General features: G+C 65.1%; 18 protein-coding genes. 3 read left to right on the top strand and 15 right to left on the bottom strand.

The window, feature by feature from the left end; all coding sequences use genetic code 11:
- Positions 1 to 65: 65 nt before the first annotated feature.
- The 6 genes from COW1_RS16945 to COW1_RS16920 form a co-directional block, all read right to left on the bottom strand.
- Complete coding sequence (locus COW1_RS16945) at positions 66 to 1,100, bottom strand: IS481 family transposase (protein WP_201344243.1); 1,035 nt, start codon at positions 1,098 to 1,100, stop codon at positions 66 to 68.
- 273 nt (positions 1,101 to 1,373) lie between these two features.
- Positions 1,374 to 1,751, bottom strand: a complete 378-nt coding sequence (gene trxA / locus COW1_RS16940) for a thioredoxin (RefSeq protein ID WP_201344967.1) — start codon at positions 1,749 to 1,751, stop codon at positions 1,374 to 1,376.
- Between the two features lie 121 nt (positions 1,752 to 1,872).
- Complete coding sequence (locus COW1_RS16935) at positions 1,873 to 3,327, bottom strand: GGDEF domain-containing protein (RefSeq protein WP_201344965.1); 1,455 nt, start codon at positions 3,325 to 3,327, stop codon at positions 1,873 to 1,875.
- A gap of 577 nt (positions 3,328 to 3,904) precedes the next feature.
- Positions 3,905 to 4,825: an HDOD domain-containing protein gene (locus COW1_RS16930; protein WP_201344963.1), complete on the bottom strand. Its 921-nt coding sequence runs from the start codon at positions 4,823 to 4,825 to the stop codon at positions 3,905 to 3,907.
- Positions 4,826 to 5,061: 236 nt separating this feature from the next.
- Positions 5,062 to 6,288 carry a VWA-like domain-containing protein gene (locus COW1_RS16925; protein WP_242466458.1) on the bottom strand — a complete coding sequence of 409 codons (1,227 nt, stop codon included), beginning with the start codon at positions 6,286 to 6,288 and terminating at the stop codon, positions 5,062 to 5,064.
- A gap of 10 nt (positions 6,289 to 6,298) precedes the next feature.
- Positions 6,299 to 7,345, bottom strand: coding sequence for an AAA family ATPase (locus COW1_RS16920; protein WP_201344960.1), 1,047 nt, complete (start codon positions 7,343 to 7,345; stop codon positions 6,299 to 6,301).
- Between the two features lie 258 nt (positions 7,346 to 7,603).
- On the opposite strand from COW1_RS16920, the gene COW1_RS16915 reads away from it, so the two are divergent.
- Positions 7,604 to 8,440, top strand: coding sequence for a response regulator (locus tag COW1_RS16915; RefSeq protein ID WP_201344959.1), 837 nt, complete (start codon positions 7,604 to 7,606; stop codon positions 8,438 to 8,440).
- Between the two features lie 111 nt (positions 8,441 to 8,551).
- On the opposite strand, the gene COW1_RS16910 is transcribed toward COW1_RS16915, so the two are convergent.
- Positions 8,552 to 8,986, bottom strand: coding sequence for an NUDIX hydrolase (locus COW1_RS16910; protein WP_201344957.1), 435 nt, complete (start codon positions 8,984 to 8,986; stop codon positions 8,552 to 8,554).
- A 272-nt stretch (positions 8,987 to 9,258) separates the two neighbouring features.
- On the opposite strand from COW1_RS16910, the gene COW1_RS16905 reads away from it, so the two are divergent.
- Positions 9,259 to 10,737, top strand: coding sequence for a SulP family inorganic anion transporter (locus COW1_RS16905; RefSeq protein WP_201344955.1), 1,479 nt, complete (start codon positions 9,259 to 9,261; stop codon positions 10,735 to 10,737).
- A gap of 16 nt (positions 10,738 to 10,753) precedes the next feature.
- Positions 10,754 to 11,596, top strand: coding sequence for a universal stress protein (locus COW1_RS16900; RefSeq protein WP_096366885.1), 843 nt, complete (start codon positions 10,754 to 10,756; stop codon positions 11,594 to 11,596).
- A gap of 369 nt (positions 11,597 to 11,965) precedes the next feature.
- Here COW1_RS16900 and COW1_RS16895 read toward each other — a convergent pair whose 3' ends face one another.
- From COW1_RS16895 to rimM, 8 genes are all read right to left on the bottom strand, one after another.
- Positions 11,966 to 12,349 (bottom strand): RNA-binding S4 domain-containing protein, encoded by a 384-nt coding sequence (locus tag COW1_RS16895; RefSeq protein ID WP_096366886.1) that lies wholly within the window; start codon positions 12,347 to 12,349, stop codon positions 11,966 to 11,968.
- Positions 12,350 to 12,356: 7 nt separating this feature from the next.
- Positions 12,357 to 12,986, bottom strand: a complete 630-nt coding sequence (locus tag COW1_RS16890; RefSeq protein ID WP_201344953.1) for a DsbA family protein — start codon at positions 12,984 to 12,986, stop codon at positions 12,357 to 12,359.
- A gap of 3 nt (positions 12,987 to 12,989) precedes the next feature.
- Positions 12,990 to 14,870, bottom strand: a complete 1,881-nt coding sequence (gene htpG, locus COW1_RS16885; RefSeq protein WP_201344951.1) for a molecular chaperone HtpG — start codon at positions 14,868 to 14,870, stop codon at positions 12,990 to 12,992.
- Positions 14,871 to 14,939: 69 nt separating this feature from the next.
- Positions 14,940 to 15,440: a methylated-DNA--[protein]-cysteine S-methyltransferase gene (locus COW1_RS16880; RefSeq protein WP_231971509.1), complete on the bottom strand. Its 501-nt coding sequence runs from the start codon at positions 15,438 to 15,440 to the stop codon at positions 14,940 to 14,942.
- Positions 15,418 to 17,184, bottom strand: a complete 1,767-nt coding sequence (locus COW1_RS16875) for a hypothetical protein (protein ID WP_201344949.1) — start codon at positions 17,182 to 17,184, stop codon at positions 15,418 to 15,420. The genes COW1_RS16880 and COW1_RS16875 overlap by 23 nt, the downstream gene beginning before the upstream one ends.
- A gap of 197 nt (positions 17,185 to 17,381) precedes the next feature.
- Positions 17,382 to 17,726, bottom strand: coding sequence for a 50S ribosomal protein L19 (gene rplS, locus COW1_RS16870; RefSeq protein ID WP_096366891.1), 345 nt, complete (start codon positions 17,724 to 17,726; stop codon positions 17,382 to 17,384).
- Positions 17,723 to 18,502: a tRNA (guanosine(37)-N1)-methyltransferase TrmD gene (gene trmD / locus COW1_RS16865; RefSeq protein ID WP_201344947.1), complete on the bottom strand. Its 780-nt coding sequence runs from the start codon at positions 18,500 to 18,502 to the stop codon at positions 17,723 to 17,725. The genes rplS and trmD overlap by 4 nt, the downstream gene beginning before the upstream one ends.
- Before the next feature lie 28 nt (positions 18,503 to 18,530).
- Entirely contained in the window at positions 18,531 to 19,028 is a 498-nt protein-coding gene (gene rimM / locus COW1_RS16860; RefSeq protein WP_201344945.1) for a ribosome maturation factor RimM, read from the bottom strand.
- Between the last annotated feature and the right edge of the window lie 31 nt (positions 19,029 to 19,059).

Below are 19,059 nucleotides of genomic sequence, written 5' to 3'. Positions count from 1 at the left end.
TGTAGTAGTCGCGATCTGATCTGACAGTTACCGGCTCCGAGGAAGCCGTGGCTGTCAGGTCAAGTTCAGGCGATGAACTTTTCCTTCCAGATTTGTTTGCCATCCTCCCATGTCGCCATGGGCGTGCGTCCGCAGCACATCTTGCCCTGATGGGTGCGCTCATTATTGTAGTACGCCAGCCAGGTGTCCAGATCCGCCTGTAGGGATTCCAGGTTCGTGTAGATGTGCTTGCGGAACGTGACCTGGTAGAACTCCTGGAGAATGGTCTTGTGGAAGCGCTCGCAGATCCCGTTGGTCTGCGGGGAACGGGCCCGGGTGCGGGTGTGCTCGATGTCGTTGACCGCCAGGTAGAGCTGGTAGTCATGGCGATCGGCCTTGCCGCAGTATTCCGTCCCTCGGTCGGTCAGGATGCGCAGCAGCGGCAAGCCATGCTCTTCATAGAACGGCAGCACCCGGTCGTTGAGCAGATCCGCCGAGGTGATCGGCGTCTTGGTCGTGTAGAGCTTGGCGAAGGCCACCTTGGCGTAGGTGTCGACAAAGGTCTGTTGGTAGACCCGGCCCACGCCCTTGAGCGTGCCGACGTAGAAGGTGTCCTGGGAGCCGAGGTAGCCCGGATGGGCGGTCTCGATCTCGCCGCAGGCCACGTCGTCCTCTTTCTTCTTCTCCAGGGCGGCGACCTGAGCCTCGGTCAGCACGATGCCCTCCTGCGCCACCTTGGCCTCCAACGCCTTGAGCCGGTCGCGGAAGCAGGCCAGCTCGTGGCGCAGCCACACACAGCGCACGCCGCTGGGGGAGACAAAAATCCCACGCTTTCTCAACTCGTTACTGGCACGGACCTGGCCATGGGCCGGGGCCTCCAGGGCATACTCCACCACGGCGGCCTCTGTGGCCTCGTCGGTGCGGTTCTTGATGTTGGGCTTACGGCGGGACTGGTCGAACAGGCCCTCGACCCCGCCGTCCTCGACGGCGGCCTTGTAGCGGTAGAAGGTGTCGCGGGACAGGCCCATGACCTTGCAGGCGCGGGAGACGTTGCCCAGCTCCTCGGCCAGATTCAGCAGGCCCAGCTTGTGTTTGATGATTCTCTCGTTAGTATTGAGCATGAGGGTTACCTCTTTTGGTTCCGATGGTGAGTTCGCACTTCCATCAGAACCGGTAACCCTCACTTTTTCAAGTCAGGTGTCAGATCAAGTCGAAACTACTTCACGTCATCCCCGCGAAGGCGGGGATCCAGGAGCCACTGTGGTCAATAGATTCCCGCCTTCGCGGGAATGACGGCTGAAGTGAATGCCGTTCATTGTGTGGCAATCATTCTTTCCTTTGCGCCTCAGCGTCTCTGCGCCCTCTGCGTCAGTGGCGTAGAAGCCTGAACAGGCTCAACCCTGCTGCTGGTTCTGCTGCTGTTCCTCGATTTCCTTGCGCACCTGATCCATGTCCAACTCCTTGGCCTTGCCGATGAGCTCGTCCAGGGCGCTGCCGGGCAGCATGCCGGGCTGGGAGAAGATGATCACGCGCTCGCGGAAGATCATCAGGGTGGGAATGGAGCGGATCTGGAAGTAGGCCGCCAGTTCCTGCTGCGCCTCGGTGTCGACCTTGGCGAAAACGATATCGGGGTATTTCTCCGAGGCCTCCTCGAAGATGGGGGCGAAGTTCTTGCACGGGCCGCACCACTCGGCCCAGAAATCGATGAGCACGAAATCGTTGTCGGTGATGGTCTGCTCGAAATTCTCTTTGGTCAGTTCGACGGTAGCCAAAACGGTTCTCCAGTCGGGGTAGGTTTGATCTCCAGTATAACGGCCCGTCCGGCCGGATGCCCAGGAATGCCGGCGGAATCCCGGCCGGATACGGGGAAATCAGGGAAAAACCGCGGGATTTTCAGTCGCTCGGGTCGCCGTTGTGGCCGCCGGCGCTCTTGCGGCCCTGGCTCTGGTAGGTCATATCCAGCTCGATGCGGTTGCGGCCCAGGCTCTTGGCGCGATAGAGCGCCTTGTCCACCCGCTCGATGAAACCGCTGGAGGTCTCGCCGGGCTTGTACAGCGCCAGGCCGGCGGAGAAGGTCGGCACCGGATGCACCTCGCCATTGGCCTGCCAGCGGGTTTCCTTGCAGCGTTCGGCCACCTTGTGCAGGGCCCGGCTGGCACCGTCGATGTCGGTGTTGGGCAGCAGCACGGCGAATTCCTCGCCGCCATAGCGCGCCACCAGGTCGTGATGGCGGAAGATGGACAGGATGTTCTTGGAATAGACCCGCAGTACCTCGTCGCCGGCGGCATGACCGTGCTCGTCATTGACCTCCTTGAAGTGGTCCAGATCGATCAGGGCCAGGGTCAGGGGGAAGCCGTAGCGCTGGACGCGGGCGACCTCGTCTTCCAGCCGGCGCAGGAAGGCGCGGCGGTTGGACAGGCCGGTCAACTCGTCGGTCAGGCTCAGCATGCGCACGCGGGAGAGTTCGTCGCTGAGCTGGCGGCTGTCGGATTCAAGCACCCGCAGGTACTGGTGGGTATGGTCCAGCTTCTCGGCCAGTTCCCGATTGCCGGCGATCAGTTTTTCCACCTCGCGCAGCAGGGTCCAGCGCAGATCCTCCAGCTGCTGGATACCTTCCGACTGTTTGAGCTCGCCCGCCACCACCTCCAGCAGTACGCCGAATTCCTGGTTCTGATTGATGGACTCGAGCACATGCTGGGCCAGCCCGGCCTGCAGTTCATCGAAGCCGCGCCGGCGCAGGCTGTCACGCTGCTCTTCGGTCAGGTCGGGCTCCGGGAGTTCGGCGCTGTCCGCCGCCGGGGTCTCGCGCCGCAGCACGGCCCGGGGACTGGCGTCTTCGTGGCCGGGCGCCTCGGGCTCTGCCGGCGGGGGCGGCGGCGGCGCTTCCGCCTGCGCCCGCCCGGCTGTGGCCTGCCCCGCCCCGGCCGCCGCGGACGGGGCCTCGATACCGAAGGCCTCCAGCAGTGGGCGCACCGCCTGGCCCAGCACGGCGGGATCGATATCAGCGGGATGCGGCGCCTGCTCGGGCAGCCGTTCAATGCTCAGGCGCAGTGCCTGCAGTTCGGCATGTGACAGGGGTGGCTGGAGCTGGTTCTGCAGCAGGCGCAGCTGGACCTGCAGCGGGTGACCGGCGGGCAGCATCCGGATCCAGGCGTCGAGCAGGCCGGCAGCAATGGCGGCATAGGCCGTCTGCACGTCGCAGTTCTCGCCCTGCAGGTCGCGCAGCATGGACTCGACCTGGTTGTAGATCAGCGCCCCCGCCTCGCTCTGGCGCAGGGCCGCGATCAGACGCAGGATCTTGGTGCCCGCCCCGGTCACTGTGGTTGGTTTTTCCTCTGCACCGGCCATGATCACGGTCCCCGTTCATCACGTCCATGTGCATTTGCTGGGCGCATGCCGCCCGAAAAGAACAAGCGAGGGTTTCCGGAGATGAGGTTTGGTATGCCGCGGTATAGACTGCGTGATCTACTGATTCTATATACCGTTTATTATTCGGCTTCCAGTCTCTGCACTGGTCCTGCATCACCCGCCTGTAATCTGACGATCTGCAGGAATAGCCCCTTTTCCCGAAGACCGCAGTTGTGGGTAAGTTACCCTGATCACCATCAAACGACAACGCGCGCTCAGAGCGTCTGGAAAACTTTACATTACGCCTGTTAAGTTTTTGCTATGACCGGGGCGGGCACAGTGTGGGAGAGTTTCTGACAAAAACTAAATTATTTTTATTTATATCAGAATGTTAAGTTTTAAAAATCCGTGGAAGTCAATACGAATATTCTAATGATATGATTTTTATGTAAGAAATAACTTACAGATTGCCATAAATTATTTTGATCACCTGGATTGAATTTTCCTTGTTTCCACGGGCAATCCGTGCCGTATTTTTGGCACATCTGCGGCGCCCGGCAACTGTCCAGAAGCCTGTTCAGGTCCCGGCAAGCGTGCCGGCCATGCCGTCCAGTTCGCCGCCCTGCTCGATCAAGGACGCGGTCAACGCCTCCAGGACATCGGGTTCCACACCGATTCGTGTCAGGCTGGCAGTCGGCAGTTCCCCGTCAGGGGCGTCACCTATGTCATGACGTTTGAGCAGATGGTCGGTCAGCAGCACCAGATGCGAATACACGGCATGCTCACCGGCGTAGTCCGGATTGTGGTGTTCGCACACCGTGATCTGGATCTCGGCCGGCAGTTCCCAGGATCGCATCAGCCAGCCGCCGAGGCGGGCATGGCCCAGTTCGAAGGCATCCCGTGCCTGCCCCATGCCCAGCACGCAGCGTTCCAGTGCGGTGACCGAGGCATCCGGCTGGGCCGCGGCCAGCTTGTTGAGCAGTTTGAACTCGGGCGGAAACAGGTGGCCCAGCAGCAGAAACCCGAAGTTGTGCAGCAGCCCGGCCAGGTAGGCCATGCCGGGTTCGGGGCGCAGTTCACGCGGCATACGCCGCACGATGGCCTGGGCCAGCGCCGCACTGTAGACCGCGTGGCGCCAGAAGGAGTGCAGGCCCAGCGGCCCGTCGACCGGGTTGCGGAAGGAGCGGCCGGTGGCCAGCCCCAGGGCCATGTTCATGACCAGATCGAACCCCAGGACCCGGGTGATGGCGTCCTGAATGGAGTCGATACGACCGCGGTAGCCATGCAGGGGCGAGGTCGCATAGCGCACCACCTGGGCGGCCAGGCTGGGGTCGAGTTCCACGATCGCCGCCAGGTCACTGATGTCGGCGTCGGGGTTGTGGCGCAGTTCGAGCACCCGGCGCGCCATTTCCGGCATGGGCGGCAGTTCGTAGACGCATTCGATGCGACGACAGATGTCGCCGTGGCGTGCAGCATCAGTCGCGGTTTCAGACAGCATGGCGATTCTCGATTCAGGCAACCCTGAGGCAACTCGGAAAATGGATGGCACCCGCTGGATCGAAGCAATATACGTTCCAGTCCCGCTCGGGTTCCCTGTGCCTGTCACGACTAGCGTCATACCGGTAGAGGGCCTTGAAGCCCAAAGCGGAACTGGATCACATTCGGGGAGACACGTCATGCCGGGCATGACGTTTTTTTGACTGGATTGGCAAATTGCGGCGGAACCTGCCGCTGTCAGTTGAGCTGGACCCGCTGGCCCCAGGGCACCCCGGCCTTGCCCTTGACCAGCCACAGCACCGGATAGACCGGCTCCTGCCGGGGAAATTCGCCCTCGGCATCGGTGAAGTAGATCAGCAGATCGGGGGCGCGGTCACGCCGGGCGGCGTAGTCGAACACCGGGGTGAAGCGGGTGCCGCCGCCGCCCTTGAACTCCCGCGGCAGCTTGAATTCCTCCCAGGGTTCGTACACCCAGGGGCCGTCCCCGGCCAGTTCGGAATCGCACACCAGCAGGGTGACCCGCGCCCGCACCTGGCCCTTGATGGCATCGATCTCGGAGACGAACTCGGCCATCTCCTCGGGATTGATGGAGCCGCTGGTATCGAGGGCCACCACCACGTCGATCTGCGAGGTGCGCAGGCTGGGCAGGATGGCCGCCCCCTCCCGGCGCGAGGGGCGGGAATAGTTGTAATCGTCGCGCGCCACCGAGGACATGTATTTGGCCAGCAGCATGCGCCAAGGCAGCTTGGGGGCGAGCAGGTGATCGACCAGCCGCGCCATGCCGGGGCTGAGCTTGCCGGCCTGCAGGGCCTGCTGGGCCGCGCCGGCGAGACGCTGCTGCCACTGGACCTGCAGCGATTCCTTCTCGGCCTCGGTCAGCGGTTTGGGCTGGGGCGCACCGCCCGCCGACGGATCCAGTTCGCCCTCGGAGGCCTCGCCGTCCCCGCCCTGATCGTCGTTTTTCGGCTGGCCCGCGCCGCCGCCGTCGTTGCTGCGGCCGTCGTCGGCATCATCGCTGTCGTAGAGGTGATCGTCGAGCGTTTCGGGCTCGTCATCCATGTCGTCCAGCGCCGGGTAGATCTCCTCGGCGGTCATGCCGTCGAACTCGTCCATCACCAGGGCGTTGGGCGGCGGCTTGAGCCCGTCCTTGATCAGCAGCGGATTGACCGCCAGGTCGCAGGCCAGGTCCCAGCGGTGCTTGACCCGGTGCTGGCGGCGGGCGAAGTGCGACAGGGCGCAGTGCAGCGCCTCGTGGGCCAGGATGAACTGGGCCTGCTCCAGGCTGAGGCTGTCGATGTACTGGGCGTTGTAGTAGAACTTGCGGGCGTCGGTGGCGGTGGTTCTGCACCATTTCGGGTCTGCCGCGACCATGGGCAGGCGCAGTACCAGCGCCCCCAGGAAGGGCTTGTCCAGGATCAGCCGCGTGCGCGCGGCACTCAGCTTGGTCTCGACATCCGCTGCCACCCCGTTCACCTCAGACGTCGTAGAGCATCACGTCGGCCACCGCCTTGGCCCAGCTGGAGAACTGCGGCACGTTGAACAGTTCCTGGCCGATCGCGCGGTGCATGTCCGACACCAGCATCACACCCATCTCACGGTCCGGGAACTGGCCGGCATAGTCGATGATGCGGCCATAGACCTCCTGGGCCTCCCCGGTCTCACGATAGCGGATGGCCCGGCCGACCAGGGCACTGGCCACGGCGTACTGGAGATCGGTCTCCTTCGGCACCGGCACGGTCTCGCCGCGCACGATGGCGTCGACGTCCGGCAGCTTGTCCAGGTTGTCGACGAAGGCGCCCAGTTCGATGCCGGCCGAGGGGCCGACGCAGGCCTGCAGCGTCTCGACCAGCAGCCGCGGCTGGCCGGCGAACTTGTGCAGGGCGCGGTGGGCGAACTCCCAGGAGCGCGGCGAGGGAAAGGCCACCGGGTTGTGGGCCGGGTCGAAGTCGAACAGCAACTCGGGCCGGAAGCGCAGGAAGGCGATCAGGCGCTCGTCGATGCCGTGGGCGTAGGCCCAGGCCACCCAGTCGTCCAGATTCACATCCAGTTCGAAATGCGAGAAGCGGTTGGCCAGCGGTGCCGGCATGGTGTAGGTCACGCCGCGGTCGCCCTGGCGGTTGCCGGCGGCGAAGATGGCCCAGCCATCCGGCACCCGGTACTCGCCCAGGCGCCGGTCCAGGATCAGCTGATAGGCTGCGGCGGACACGCTGGGCGGGGCCGAGGTGATCTCATCCAGGAACAGGATGCCGGCCGTGCCGTGGCGTTCGGCGTTGGGCAGGATGGCCGGTATCGACCACTCGACGAAATCCCCCACCCGGAACGGAATGCCGCGCAGATCGCTCGGTTCCATCTGCGACAGCCGGATATCGATCACCGGCACGCTGTGCTTTTCCGCGATCTGGGTGATCATCTGCGATTTGCCCACGCCCGGCGGTCCCCAGACCATGACCGGGGTGTGATGGCCTTCTTCGGCACTGACGAACTCGCGTTCCAGGACCGTCATCAACTGTGAGGGCCGCATGCATCCTCCATCGGATCAGCCGCCGCCAGCCCGGCTGTCGGCGGTTCAGTCTCAAAACCACAATCTTACGCACATCAGCACCGAAATGCATGGTTCAAGGCCCTGAAAAATTCAGGGTTTTGAGATCGTGCCGGATGCAGGCGCACGCTCGTCGGCGCATCCCGGGCTCCGCTAAATAAACGCGCTCGCGGGTCGATATGCACTTAACAGCGCAGACGCCGGGCACAGGGGGGCCGGCGGGAACCAACGAGGTCAGGGATGGGTGACAACAGAACACCGGACAAGAACGACAAGAGGTCTGATATGGGGCACAGCCCGAGAATCCTGGTCTGCGAACATGACGAAGCACTCCGCATCCAGCTGGCACGCAAACTCGAAAGCGCCGGTTTCTGGGTCGATACCGCCGGCAACGCCCGCCAGGCGCTGCGGCAACTGGAATGCCACAGCTTTGATGCCATGACCCTGAGCCTGCTGCTGGCGGACCAGGACAGCATCACCTTCCTGCACGATCTGAGTGTACTGGGCGTGGAATTGCCGATTCTGGTGACGTCCATGCGCACCGAGCGTGCCACCACCCTGCCGACCCGGCTGGCTGCTCAACTCGATGTCGACCTGGAACTCGATGACGACGGCACCGAACCCGAGTGGGTGCGCAAGGCCGCCGACCAGGCACGGGTGATATTCGCCATCAAGACCGCCTGCCAGCGCTCACGCAGCTACCAGCCCCGCATCCTGCATATCGAACCCGATGCCTTCAACGCCGGGCTGGTGAACGCGGCGCTGAACAGGAACTGCACCATTGAGCATGTCAGCGGCGTGGAACGCCTGCCCGATGCCCTGTGCGCGGGCCCCTTCGATGTGATCCTGCTCAATCCGTCCATGGATCGGGAACAGAGCCACTCGGCCCTGCAGCAGGTCTCCTGGGCCTTTCCCGGTGTGCCGATCGTGCTGCAGTCCCAGTACGCCTTCACCCCGAACGGCAGCGACATTCACCCCATCGACAACGATACCGGCAGCATCGGCCTGGGGCTGATCGAGGCCCTGCGCCAGCGGGTGCTGTACAACATGGATGTCCCGGAAGTCGCCCACGCGTGAAGGGCTCCGCACGGCCGCCCACGCAGTCTGCTGGTTGGACCCGAGCATCGTCATCCCCGCGCAGGCGGGAATGACGCCTTGCAACTGTAGCCAGGCATCACAGGCCTGTTACTACCGCCGCAACGGCGCCGGCTCGCCGGTCTCCCGCCAGCGCAGATAATCCCGCAGGATCAGTTCGTGGTCGAAGGCCAGCGCCGGCGGCTCGCGGGGATCAAACAGTTCCAGATGCTTCGCATCGTCCGCCGCCTGCGGCTTGCCGCCCGCCTCGCCGACATAGACCGCGCTCACCGTATGCCCGCGCGGATCCCGGTCCGGCGCGGAATAGCAGCCTAACAGGAACTTGAGCTTCACCGAGAGCGAGGTCTCCTCGCGTGCCTCGCGCACCGCGGCTGCTTCCAGCCGCTCGCCCCGATCGACGAAACCGCCCGGCAGTGCCCAGCCGTAAGGCGGATTGGCCCGTTCGATCAGCACCACCGGCCGGCCCGGGCGGTCGGTCAGTTCGATGATCACATCAACGGTCAGCAGCGGTGTGTCGGGACGGGCCATGGGTCCGGATCCGGGATTGAAGCTACATTTAAGTTTATGCTAATATTCTCAACGATATAGTGGGTCGAGAATCACCCGTACGCAAGGGTACCCCTGTCGTCCTGGGCGCTTCCAGTCGACTTACCCTCCCCTTCTGAATCCGTTCCGGTTGTCTCGCCAGTGAGCCTGGCGCCTCCCGGCTGCGCCCGGGCCGGGCCCGTATTGAATCTCTTCCGCGGCGGCGTGCGGATCACGGCACGCAGCGCTCGCGCGCGTTTTAACTGGACAACAAGATGACGCCCTATCTCAAGCACAACTGGTTCGGCAATCTGCGCGGCGACATCCTCGCCGGCACCGTGGTGGCCCTGGCGCTGATCCCGGAGGCGATCGCCTTTTCCATCATCGCCGGGGTGGATCCGAAGGTGGGCCTGTACGCCTCCTTCTGCATCGCGGTGGTGATCGCCTTCACCGGCGGCCGCCCGGGCATGATCTCGGCGGCCACCGGCGCCATGGCCCTGCTGATGGTCACCCTGGTCAAAGAGCATGGCCTGGAATACCTGCTGGCCGCCACTCTGCTTACCGGGGTACTGCAGATCCTGGCCGGCTATCTCCGGCTGGGCTCGCTGATGCGCTTCGTCTCGCATTCGGTGGTCACCGGCTTTGTGAATGCCCTGGCCATCCTGATCTTCATGGCCCAGCTGCCCGAACTGACCAATGTGACCTGGCATGTCTATGCCATGACCGCGGCCGGTCTGGGCATCATCTACCTGTTTCCCTACCTGACCCGGGCCGTGCCCTCGCCGCTGGTGACCATCGTCGTGCTGACCGCGGTGGCCATGCTGCTGGACCTGGATATCCGCACCGTCGGCGACATGGGCCAGCTGCCCGACACCCTGCCGGTGTTCCTGTGGCCGGAGGTCCCGCTCAACCTCGAAACCCTGAGCATCATCTTCCCCTACTCGGTCTCGCTGGCCATGGTCGGGCTGCTCGAATCGCTGATGACCGCGACCATCATCGATGACCTCACCGACAGCGACAGCGACAAGAACCGCGAATGCAAGGGCCAGGGCATTGCCAACATCGGCGCCGGCCTGATGGGCGGCATGGCCGGCTGCGCCATGATCGGCCAGTCGGTGATCAATGTGAAATCGGGCGGCCGCACCCGCCTGTCCACCCTCACCGCCGGGGTGTTCCTGCTGCTGCTGATCGTATTCCTGGACGACTGGGTCGCGCAGATCCCGATGGCCGCCCTGGTCGCGGTCATGATCATGGTCTCCATCGGCACCTTCAGTTGGGAGTCGCTGCGCAACCTCAAGACCCACCCGATGAGCACCAATATCGTCATGCTCACCACCGTGGTGGTGGTGGTCGCCACGCACAACCTGGCCTGGGGCGTGTTCGTCGGCGTACTGCTGGCGGCCATGTTCTTCGCCAACAAGGTCGGCCAGTACAAGTATGTCGAATCCGAGCTCAGCGCGGACGCATCGACCCGCACCTACCGGGTGGTCGGCCAGGTGTTCTTTGCCTCGGCGGACAAATTCGTGGAATTCTTCGACTTCCGGGAGGCCGTGGACAAGGTCGTGATCGACCTGTGCCAGGCACATTTCTGGGACATCACCGCCGTGGCGGCGCTGGACAAGGTGGTACTCAAGTTCCGCCGCGAGGGCACCGAGGTGGAGATCATCGGCCTCAACGAGGCCAGCACCACCATCGTCGACCGCTTCGCTGTGCATGACAAGCCCGACGCGGTGCAGAACCTGATGGGCCACTGAGAGGGAGACCCGCACCATGAGCCATGTCATCACCTGCATCGACGGCAGCGACGTCTCCACCGCGGCCTGCGACTACGGCGCCTGGGCCAGCCTGCGCCTGGACGCCCCGCTGGAATTCCTGCATGTGCTCGAAAAGACTGAGTACCCGGAGCAGAGCAACCTCAGCGGCAACATCGGCCTGGGCAGCCGCGAGGCGCTGCTGGAGGAACTGGCCGCGCTGGACGAGAAGCGCGGCCGCCTGGCCCTGGAACAGGGCAAGCTGATGCTGGAGGCGGCCAGGGAACGCGCCATTGCCGACGGGGTCGCGGCTCCGACCAGCCGCCAGCGCCACGGCAGCCTGGTCGAGACCCTGGCGGAGATGGAGGACGACATCCGCCTGCTGGTCATGGGCAAGCATGACGAGAACCTGGGCGAGCATGTCGGCAGCCGGCTGGAGAGCGTGGTGCGCATGCTGCACCGGCCGATCCTGATCACCACTCCCGAGTTCACCCCGCCGCAGCGGGTAATGCTCGCCTTCGACGGCAGCGACACCACCCGCAAGGGGGTGGAGATGGTCGCCGGCAGTCCCCTGTTCCGCGGCCTGCCCTGCCACCTGGTCATGATCGGCAGCGATAATGCGGCCAATCACGAGCAGCTGGACTGGGCCCGCCGCACCCTGGAGGCCGCCGGCTTCGAGGCGCCGGTTGCGCTGCACAGCGGCGAGGTCGAGCGGGTGTTGTGCGATTACCGTTCGGCGAACAATATCGACCTGCTGGTGATGGGCGCCTACGGCCACTCGGTGATCCGCCGCTTCCTGGTCGGCAGCACCACCACCAATGTGATGCGCAACGCCTCGGTGCCGGTGCTGCTGCTGCGCTGATGGTGACGAAAGGATTTCACCACAAAGGACACCAGGAGCACGCAGCAGATATATATGTAGGTTGGGTTAGGCGCGTAGCGCCGTAACCCAACAATCGCCGCCCGGTTTGTTGGGTTACGCCCTTACGGGCTAACCCAACCTACGATACTCCTAATATCCATATTGTTCGTCATTGCGAGGCGCGTAGCGCCGCGGCAACCTCATTACCAGACAGGAAAGCCGAAACAGATTGCCGCGCTGCGCTCGCAATGACGAAGGATAGTCGCTGCCCAGTGTTGGGTTACGACGCTACGCGCCTAACCCAACCTGCATCTTGAGGCAGGATTTTTCGCTTTGCGCTCTTGGCGCGCTTTGGTGTGAAATGATGTTTCACTTCCCCGTCAGCCGCCGCCATTCACGCCGCGCCTTCTTGTCCGGGCGGCCGTGCGGCTGGGGTGCGGCGTTGTGCAACAGGCGGCGTTCGTCGCGCCGGGCCTCGCGCGCGGCGATGCTGTCCGCATCCTCGACATAGAGCCTTTCCGCCTCGCTGGCCGAACCACGGCGTTCGGACAGGCCGGTCACCTCGACGCTGAATTCCAACTCGCCCTTGCGGATGCGCAGGCGGTCGCCGATGCACAAGGCACGCGAAGGTTTGATCCGGCTGTCGTTGAGATGCACCTTGCCGCCGCTGACCGCCTCGGTGGCGAGGTTACGGGTCTTGAAGAAGCGCGCCGCCCACAGCCACTTGTCGATGCGGACCCTGTCTGCGCTCATGCGGCTCTCATGAGGGTTCATCCGCGGCCAGCTGTGCCGCCTGCCACAGTTCGTCGAACGGCACGGCACCGTCCAGGCGATGGGTACCGACGAAGAAGGTCGGGGTGGCGCGCACCTCGAGCTGGGCTGCGGCCAGACGGTAGCGTTTCAGGTTGTCCTCGAAGCGGGGATCGGACCAGGCCTGATCGCCCAACGACTGTTCCAGCCCCTGCTCCTCGATAATGGCGCGCAGCACCGCCTCGTCGCCGAGGTTGCGGCCGTCGCGCAGGAAGGCCTCGAACAGGGCCCGGTGCAGGGGATAGAAGCTGGCCGCGCCCAGTTCCTTGGCCGCCTCGGCCAGCAGCAGCGCCCGGTGCGAGTTGGCGGTGAAGCTGTGCTCGGCGAACTCCAGCCCCTCCTCGGCCGCCAGCACATCCAGGGCGGCCATCAGCTGCTCCCAGGTCTCGGGATCGTAGCCGAGCTCGCTCACCGGACGGCCCTCGGCCGGCGTCTCCGGATGGATCTCCAGCAGGCACCAGTTGATCTTCACCCGGAAGGATTCACGCAGCCGGTTCAGCCGCGCATCACCCACATAGCAGAACGGACAGATATAGTCCGAAAAGGCGGTAACCAGCAGTTCGGGCCGGGCATCAGTCACGGATCACTGCCCGGCAACCTTGAGCAACAGGCCGTTGAGCCGGCGCACGAAGGCGGCCGGGTCCTCGAGCTGGCCGCCCTCGGCCAGCAGGGCCTGTTCGAACAGCACCCGGGTCCAGTCGCCGAACTGCGCCTCGTCCTGCTCGGCCTTGAGCTGAGCGACCAGGGCGTGAGTCGGATTGATCTCCAGGATGGGCTGCGATACCGGCACATCGTGACCAGCCTGCTTGAGCACCCGCTGCAGGTGCATGGCCATTTCGTTCTCCTCCAGCACCAGACAGCTGGGGGAATCGGTCAGGCGGTGGCTGACGCGCACCTCCTTGACCTCCTCGCCCAGCACCTTCTGCATGCGCTCGAGGATATCCTTGAACTCGCCCTCGGCCTGCTTGATCTCTTCCTGATCCTTTTCATCTTCCAGCTGGTCCAGATCCAGATCGCCCTTGGCGATGGAGACCAGCGGCTTGCCGTCGTACTCGGTCAGGTGCGAGACCAGCCACTCGTCGACACGGTCGGACAGCAGCAGCACCTCGATGCCCTTCTTGCGGAACACCTCCATGTGCGGGCTGTGGCGCGCCGCGGTGTGGTTCTCGGCGCTGATGTAGTAGATCTTCTCCTGGCCCTCCTGCATCCGGGCGATGTACTCGTCCAGGGAGACGGTCTGCTCGGCGCCCTCGTTGTGGGTGGAGGCGAAGCGCAGCAGCTTCGCGATGCGCTCGCGGTTGGCGAAGTCCTCGGCCGGGCCCTCCTTCATCACCATACCGAACTGCTGCCAGAACGCCTGGTACTGCTCCGGCTCGTTCTTCGCCATGTTCTCCAGCAGCCCCAGCACCTTCTTCACCGAAGCGCCGCGGATGGTATCGATCATGCGGTTGTGCTGCAGCAGCTCGCGCGAGACGTTGAGCGGCAGATCGTCGGAATCGACCACGCCGCGCACGAAACGCAGATACTGCGGCATCAGCTGCTCGGCGTCGTCCATGATGAACACCCGGCGCACATACAGCTTGATGCCGCGCCGGCGCTCGCGCTCGTACAGATCGAAGGGCGCGCGCTGGGGGATATACAGCAGCGAGGTGTAGCTCTGCCTGCCCTCGACATGATTGTGGGTCCAGGTCAGCGGGTCCTCGAAGTCGTGGGCGACATGCTTGTAGAACGCCTTGTACTCTTCGTCGCTGATCTCGGACTTCGGTCTTGCCCACAGGGCGGAGGCGCTGTTGACGGTCTCGTATTCGTCCTTGTCCTCGGCCTTCATCTCGATGGGCAGCGAGATATGATCCGAGTACTTGTGGATGATATTGCGCAGCCGGAAGGGCTCGAGGAACTCGTCCTCGTCCTCGCGCAGATGCAGGGTGACCTCGGTGCCGCGGCTCGGCCGGTCGATGTTCTCGATGGTGAACTCGCCCTCGCCCTGCGAGACCCAGCGCACGCCGTGCTCGGGTCCCAGGCCGGCGCGGCGGGTGGTCACGGTGACCTCATCGGCGACGATGAAGGCAGAATAGAAACCCACGCCGAACTGGCCGATCAGGTTGGCGTCCCTGGCCTTGTCGCCGGACAGGGCCTCGAGGAACTGGCGGGTGCCGGATCTGGCGATGGTGCCGATGTTCTCGATCACCTCCTCGCGGTTCATGCCGATGCCGTTATCGCTGACGGTGACGGTGCGCGCCTCCTTGTCATACTCGACCCGGATGCGCAGTCCGGTCTCGCCCTCGAACAGGGCGTCGTCGCCCAGGGCCTCGAAGCGCAGCTTGTCGCAGGCGTCCGAGGCATTGGAGATCAACTCTCGCAGGAAGATCTCCTTGTTCGAGTACAGCGAATGGATCATGAGGTTCAGGAGTTGGCGAACCTCGGTCTGAAATTCCAGGGTTTCCTTCTGTGCCGCGACCGTCATGGGCTGGTAGTCCTCCCGTCTGCTATAGATTCGGATCAGGTGCGCAGATATAGGCCGCGGGCCGGTTTTTCAAGCCCCGGGATATCCCTCGTGGGCGAGCAGCCACTGCTTCATGGCCAGCCGCGGGCCGGACGTGGCACCGGCATAACCGCCGATGCCGGTGCGGGCCACCACCCGGTGACAGGGCACCAGGACCGGGATGGGATTGCGGCGACAGGCCTGACCGACCGCGCGTGGAGCGCTGCCCAGGCGCGCGGCCAGTTCGGCGTAGGTCAGCACCGTGCCGGCCGGGATCGCGAGCAGGGCCTGTCGCAGCCGCTGCTGGAAGGCCGTAGTCAACGGGGCCAGTTCCGGCAGGTTCAGCGCGCTGGCGGGAGCGGCGAAATAGGCCTCCAGGGCGGCCAGGACAGGCGCTGCAGCGGACGCGACCGGTTGGCGTCGTGGCGGCTGCTCCAGGAGCTCGAGCCCGCGCAGCCGGTCATGGCCGTCGAGCCGGATGCCGAGCCAGCCGACGGGCGAGGCATGGACGGCCGCATACTCGATTGCATCAGGGAGGGGAGTTGCCTTCACCAGCGGAGGCCTCCAGCTGTTGCAGTTCATGGCGCAGCACCTCGCGCCGATTGGTGTCGCGGGTCGCCTTCAGCAGACCTTTCAGCAGACTGGCCGCATCCCCCTGCAGGCCGGCCGCGGCCAGCGCGCGGGCGGCATGATAGCGTGCCGTCTGGGCCCAGGGATCCATGGCATAGGGATCGGCCAGGATCGCCGAGCGCAGGAAATGCGCCGCGGCCCGTCGGTGCTGGTCCAATGCGGCATACGACTCGCCCAGCCAGAACAGCAGTTCGCGCTGCCCCTGCAAGGCCAGACGGGTCGGATCGATCCGCGCCAGCAGCGCGATGGCCTGCTCATGTTCCTTCAGGCGCTGCAGATCGAACACCACCTGCAGAAAGCGATCATGCGCGTCATTCTGCCAGTTCGCCTGATCGGCCAGCAGCTGCTCCAGCAGCGCCACCCCGGCGGCGATCCGCCCGTTCAATACCTGCACCCGGGCCCGCCGCAGCTGCCAGGCGAACTGCTGATCCTGCGCCGGCGCTGCCAGATCCTGCATCAGCGCCGAGGCGGTTTCCAGATCCTGACGGTCCAGCGCAAGGTCCACCAGAAGATAGCGCACCGGCGCCGGGATGTCCGCAATGTCCGGAAACCGGCTGCTGTCGAGATAGAGCGCATACAGCAGGTGCCCGCCGCCCGGCTCGGCCAGCACCAGCCGGGCCAGGTAATCATGCGCCAGCGAGCGGTGTTCGGCGGTCTGGCCCTGCAGGGCCAATACCGCGAACAGGGCCCGGGCCCGGCGCGGCTGCTGTTCCATCGACTCGGTGGCGGCGAAGTACCAGCGTTGGTCCTGGCCGATCAGCAACTGTTCGGCATTGCCCAGCTGTTCCCCCCAGGCCAGGTAGGCGCCCCACAGGGCCTCGCCGCTGAGTTCGAACAGGGTCGGATCGATTGACGCCCCCTGCCCCAGTCCGGCCTCCAGGGCCGCCACCTGCCCGGCCCGGGCCTCGCGCACGGCATCGGCACGGGCCCGCACCGCCCACAGACGGGCACGCTGCAGCGGCGCCATGTCGTCCTGCGCCTGGGCGAGCACCCGGTCGACCTCCTCGGCAAGGGCACCGGCACTGTCCGGTGTCGACTGCAGCCGGGCCAGCCAGCGGTAGGGCCGGACCTGCGCCTGCTCCACCCCCTCCAGCAGTTCCAGGGCCCGGCCGGGCTGACCGGCACGCAGCAGTACCTTAGCGCCCAGCAGATACCATTCCGGACTGGTATCGGCATAGTCCTGTTGATACCGCAGCATGGCGGCCCGGGCATCGCCGATCGCCCCCGCCTGCAGGTAGCCGCGGATCAGCAACCGTCGCCAGCGCTGACGCACCGACGGCGGCGCCGCGGCCTCCCACAGGCTGCGGCGCAGCCGCTGACGGGCGGCCTCGATCCGCCCCAGTTCCAGTTCGGCCTCGGCCCGGCGGGTGACGAAATCCCGGGCCAGGCTCTCGGGGATCTCCGCCGGGGCCTGGCGCACGCGCTCGGCAATGCCCGCCCAGTCCCGGCGCAGTTCCAGTATGTACAGGCGCTCCTGCTCCCAACGGATCCAGCCGGACGGGTCGGCCGAAAACGCCGGCTGGCGGGCATCCATCTCCTGCAGGGCCAGGCCGTGTGCCCCGGCGCGGGCCAGATCCATCACCGCCTGCAGTTCATCGGCTGCCAGCGGCGGGCTGGCGCAGAGCAGCGTCAGCAGCAGGAAGGGCTTCAGGTCGGGGATGGGCATCGGTTATGCGGATCAATGTGCAGGCTGGGTGGAGATGTTCAGTTCACATCGCAACCCATCCATCGCACGGCACGCCATGCAACGATGGGTTGCGCTACGCTCCACCCATCCTACAGGGTTTTGGTTCATTCCAAAAAAAACGCCACGCGAGTGACCCGCATGGCGTCTCTGTGAGCTCGGTTCCGGCAGGAACGCGGTCAGATCTTTTCCTTGATCCGCGCCGACTTGCCGGAGCGCTCGCGCAGGTAGTACAGCTTGGCCCGGCGCACGTCGCCGCGGCGCTTTACCTTGATGCTGTCGATGGTGGTGCTGTAGGTCTGGAACACGCGCTCCACACCCTCGCCGTGCGAGACCTTGCGCACGGTGAAGGCCGAATGCAGGCCGCGGTTGCGCTTGGCGATGACCACGCCTTCAAAGGCCTGGATACGCTCGCGGCTGCCCTCGACCACCTTCACATTGACCACGACCGTGTCACCCGCGGCGAATTCCGGGATCTCACGCCCCATCTGTTCCTGTTCCAGTTCCTGGATGATGTTACTCATGACCTTCCCCTACCAGCGTCGCTGTCGTTGTTACCCGATTGTTCGATGAATGCCTCGAGCAGCCTGCGCTGCTCGTCCGTAAGATCCCGCTGTTCCAGCAGTTCCGGCCGCCGTCGCCAGGTGCGGCCCAGTGCCTGCTGCAGCCGCCAGCGCTCGATCGCGGCGTGATTGCCCTGCAGCAGCACTTCCGGCACCGCCATCCCGCCGATCCGCTCGGGGCGGGTGTAGTGCGGGCAGTCGAGCAGGCCGTTCATGAACGAGTCCTGCGCGGCCGAATCCTCGGCACCAAGCGTCCCCGGCAGCTGTCGGGTCAGGGCGTCGATCAGCACCATGGCCGGCAACTCGCCGCCGCTGAGCACATAGTCGCCGATGGACCACTCCTCATCGACATGCGCCTCGATGAAGCGCTCGTCAATGCCCTCGTAGCGCCCGGCGACCAGGAGCAACCGCTCGCAGGCCCCCAGATGCTCGACCCCGGCCTGATCCAGCCGCCGGCCCTGAGGCGAGAGACACACCACCCGCCCCGGAGCCGGGTCCGCCGCCCGGGCCGCGGCCAGGGCGTCGGCCAGCGGCTGGTACAGCATGACCATGCCGGGGCCGCCGCCGTAGGGCCGGTCGTCCACCGTGCGGTGCCGGTCGTGCGTATAGTCGCGCGGATTCCAGCACACCAGCTGCAGCAGGCCCCGCTCGGCGGCGCGGCGGACCACGCCGCTGCCGACCACCGCCTGCACCAGTTCCGGGAACAGGGTGAGGACGTCGATTCGGAGCATGTTCACCTGTTCCTGAACTCGGGCCGGGTGGTGCCTAGAAGTCCGGGTCCCAGTCGACCTCGATCAGACCCTGCTCCAGATCCACCCTGCGGATCACGTCCGGCTGCACGAAGGGCAGCAGGCGTTCGCGCTCACCCTGCACCGCCATCACGTCGTTGGCACCGGTGGCGAACAGGTGGCTGACCCGCCCCAGTTCGGTTCCCTCCAGCGTGACCACCCGCAGTCCTTCCAGGTCGGTCCAGTAATACTCGCCCGGCGGCAGCGGCGGCAGCTGGTCGCGCTCGATGGCGATGTCACAGCCGATCAGCGCCACCGCCTGGTCGCGATCCTCGATCCCGGCCAGCTTGACCACCACACCCTTGCCGTGGCGGCGGCCCTGTTCGACGCGGACGCTCTGCCACTCACCGTTGCACTGCAGATGCCAGTTGCGATAGGTGGCGATATTCTCCCGCGGTTCGGTATGCGAATAGACCTTTATCCATCCCTGCACACCGAACAACCCGCTGACACGACCGAGGACGACCCTGCTCACGCACCCCCCGTCCTGCCCTCAGGCAGCGGAA

It is taken from the genome of Thiohalobacter sp. COW1, from assembly GCF_016629505.1.
In the GTDB taxonomy this organism is placed as follows: Bacteria; Pseudomonadota; Gammaproteobacteria; order Thiohalobacterales; family Thiohalobacteraceae; genus Thiohalobacter; species Thiohalobacter thiocyanaticus_A.
This window is presented reverse-complemented; position numbering and strand designations above follow the sequence as displayed.

Bases quoted from the DNA above. Each gene is read 5' to 3' on its own strand.
- COW1_RS16875 (WP_201344949.1), bottom strand. From the start codon at position 17,184: ATGCCCATCCCCGACCTGAAGCCCTTCCTGCTGCTGACGCTGCTCTGC.
- COW1_RS16935 (WP_201344965.1), bottom strand. From the start codon at position 3,327: ATGGCCGGTGCAGAGGAAAAACCAACCACAGTGACCGGGGCGGGCACC.
- COW1_RS16945 (WP_201344243.1), bottom strand. From the start codon at position 1,100: ATGCTCAATACTAACGAGAGAATCATCAAACACAAGCTGGGCCTGCTG.
- COW1_RS16915 (WP_201344959.1), top strand. From the start codon at position 7,604: ATGGGTGACAACAGAACACCGGACAAGAACGACAAGAGGTCTGATATG.
- COW1_RS16895 (WP_096366886.1), bottom strand. From the start codon at position 12,349: ATGAGCGCAGACAGGGTCCGCATCGACAAGTGGCTGTGGGCGGCGCGC.
- COW1_RS16920 (WP_201344960.1), bottom strand. From the start codon at position 7,345: ATGCGGCCCTCACAGTTGATGACGGTCCTGGAACGCGAGTTCGTCAGT.
- rplS (WP_096366891.1), bottom strand. From the start codon at position 17,726: ATGAGTAACATCATCCAGGAACTGGAACAGGAACAGATGGGGCGTGAG.
- COW1_RS16910 (WP_201344957.1), bottom strand. From the start codon at position 8,986: ATGGCCCGTCCCGACACACCGCTGCTGACCGTTGATGTGATCATCGAA.
- COW1_RS16930 (WP_201344963.1), bottom strand. From the start codon at position 4,825: ATGCTGTCTGAAACCGCGACTGATGCTGCACGCCACGGCGACATCTGT.
- COW1_RS16900 (WP_096366885.1), top strand. From the start codon at position 10,754: ATGAGCCATGTCATCACCTGCATCGACGGCAGCGACGTCTCCACCGCG.
- COW1_RS16905 (WP_201344955.1), top strand. From the start codon at position 9,259: ATGACGCCCTATCTCAAGCACAACTGGTTCGGCAATCTGCGCGGCGAC.
- htpG (WP_201344951.1), bottom strand. From the start codon at position 14,870: ATGACGGTCGCGGCACAGAAGGAAACCCTGGAATTTCAGACCGAGGTT.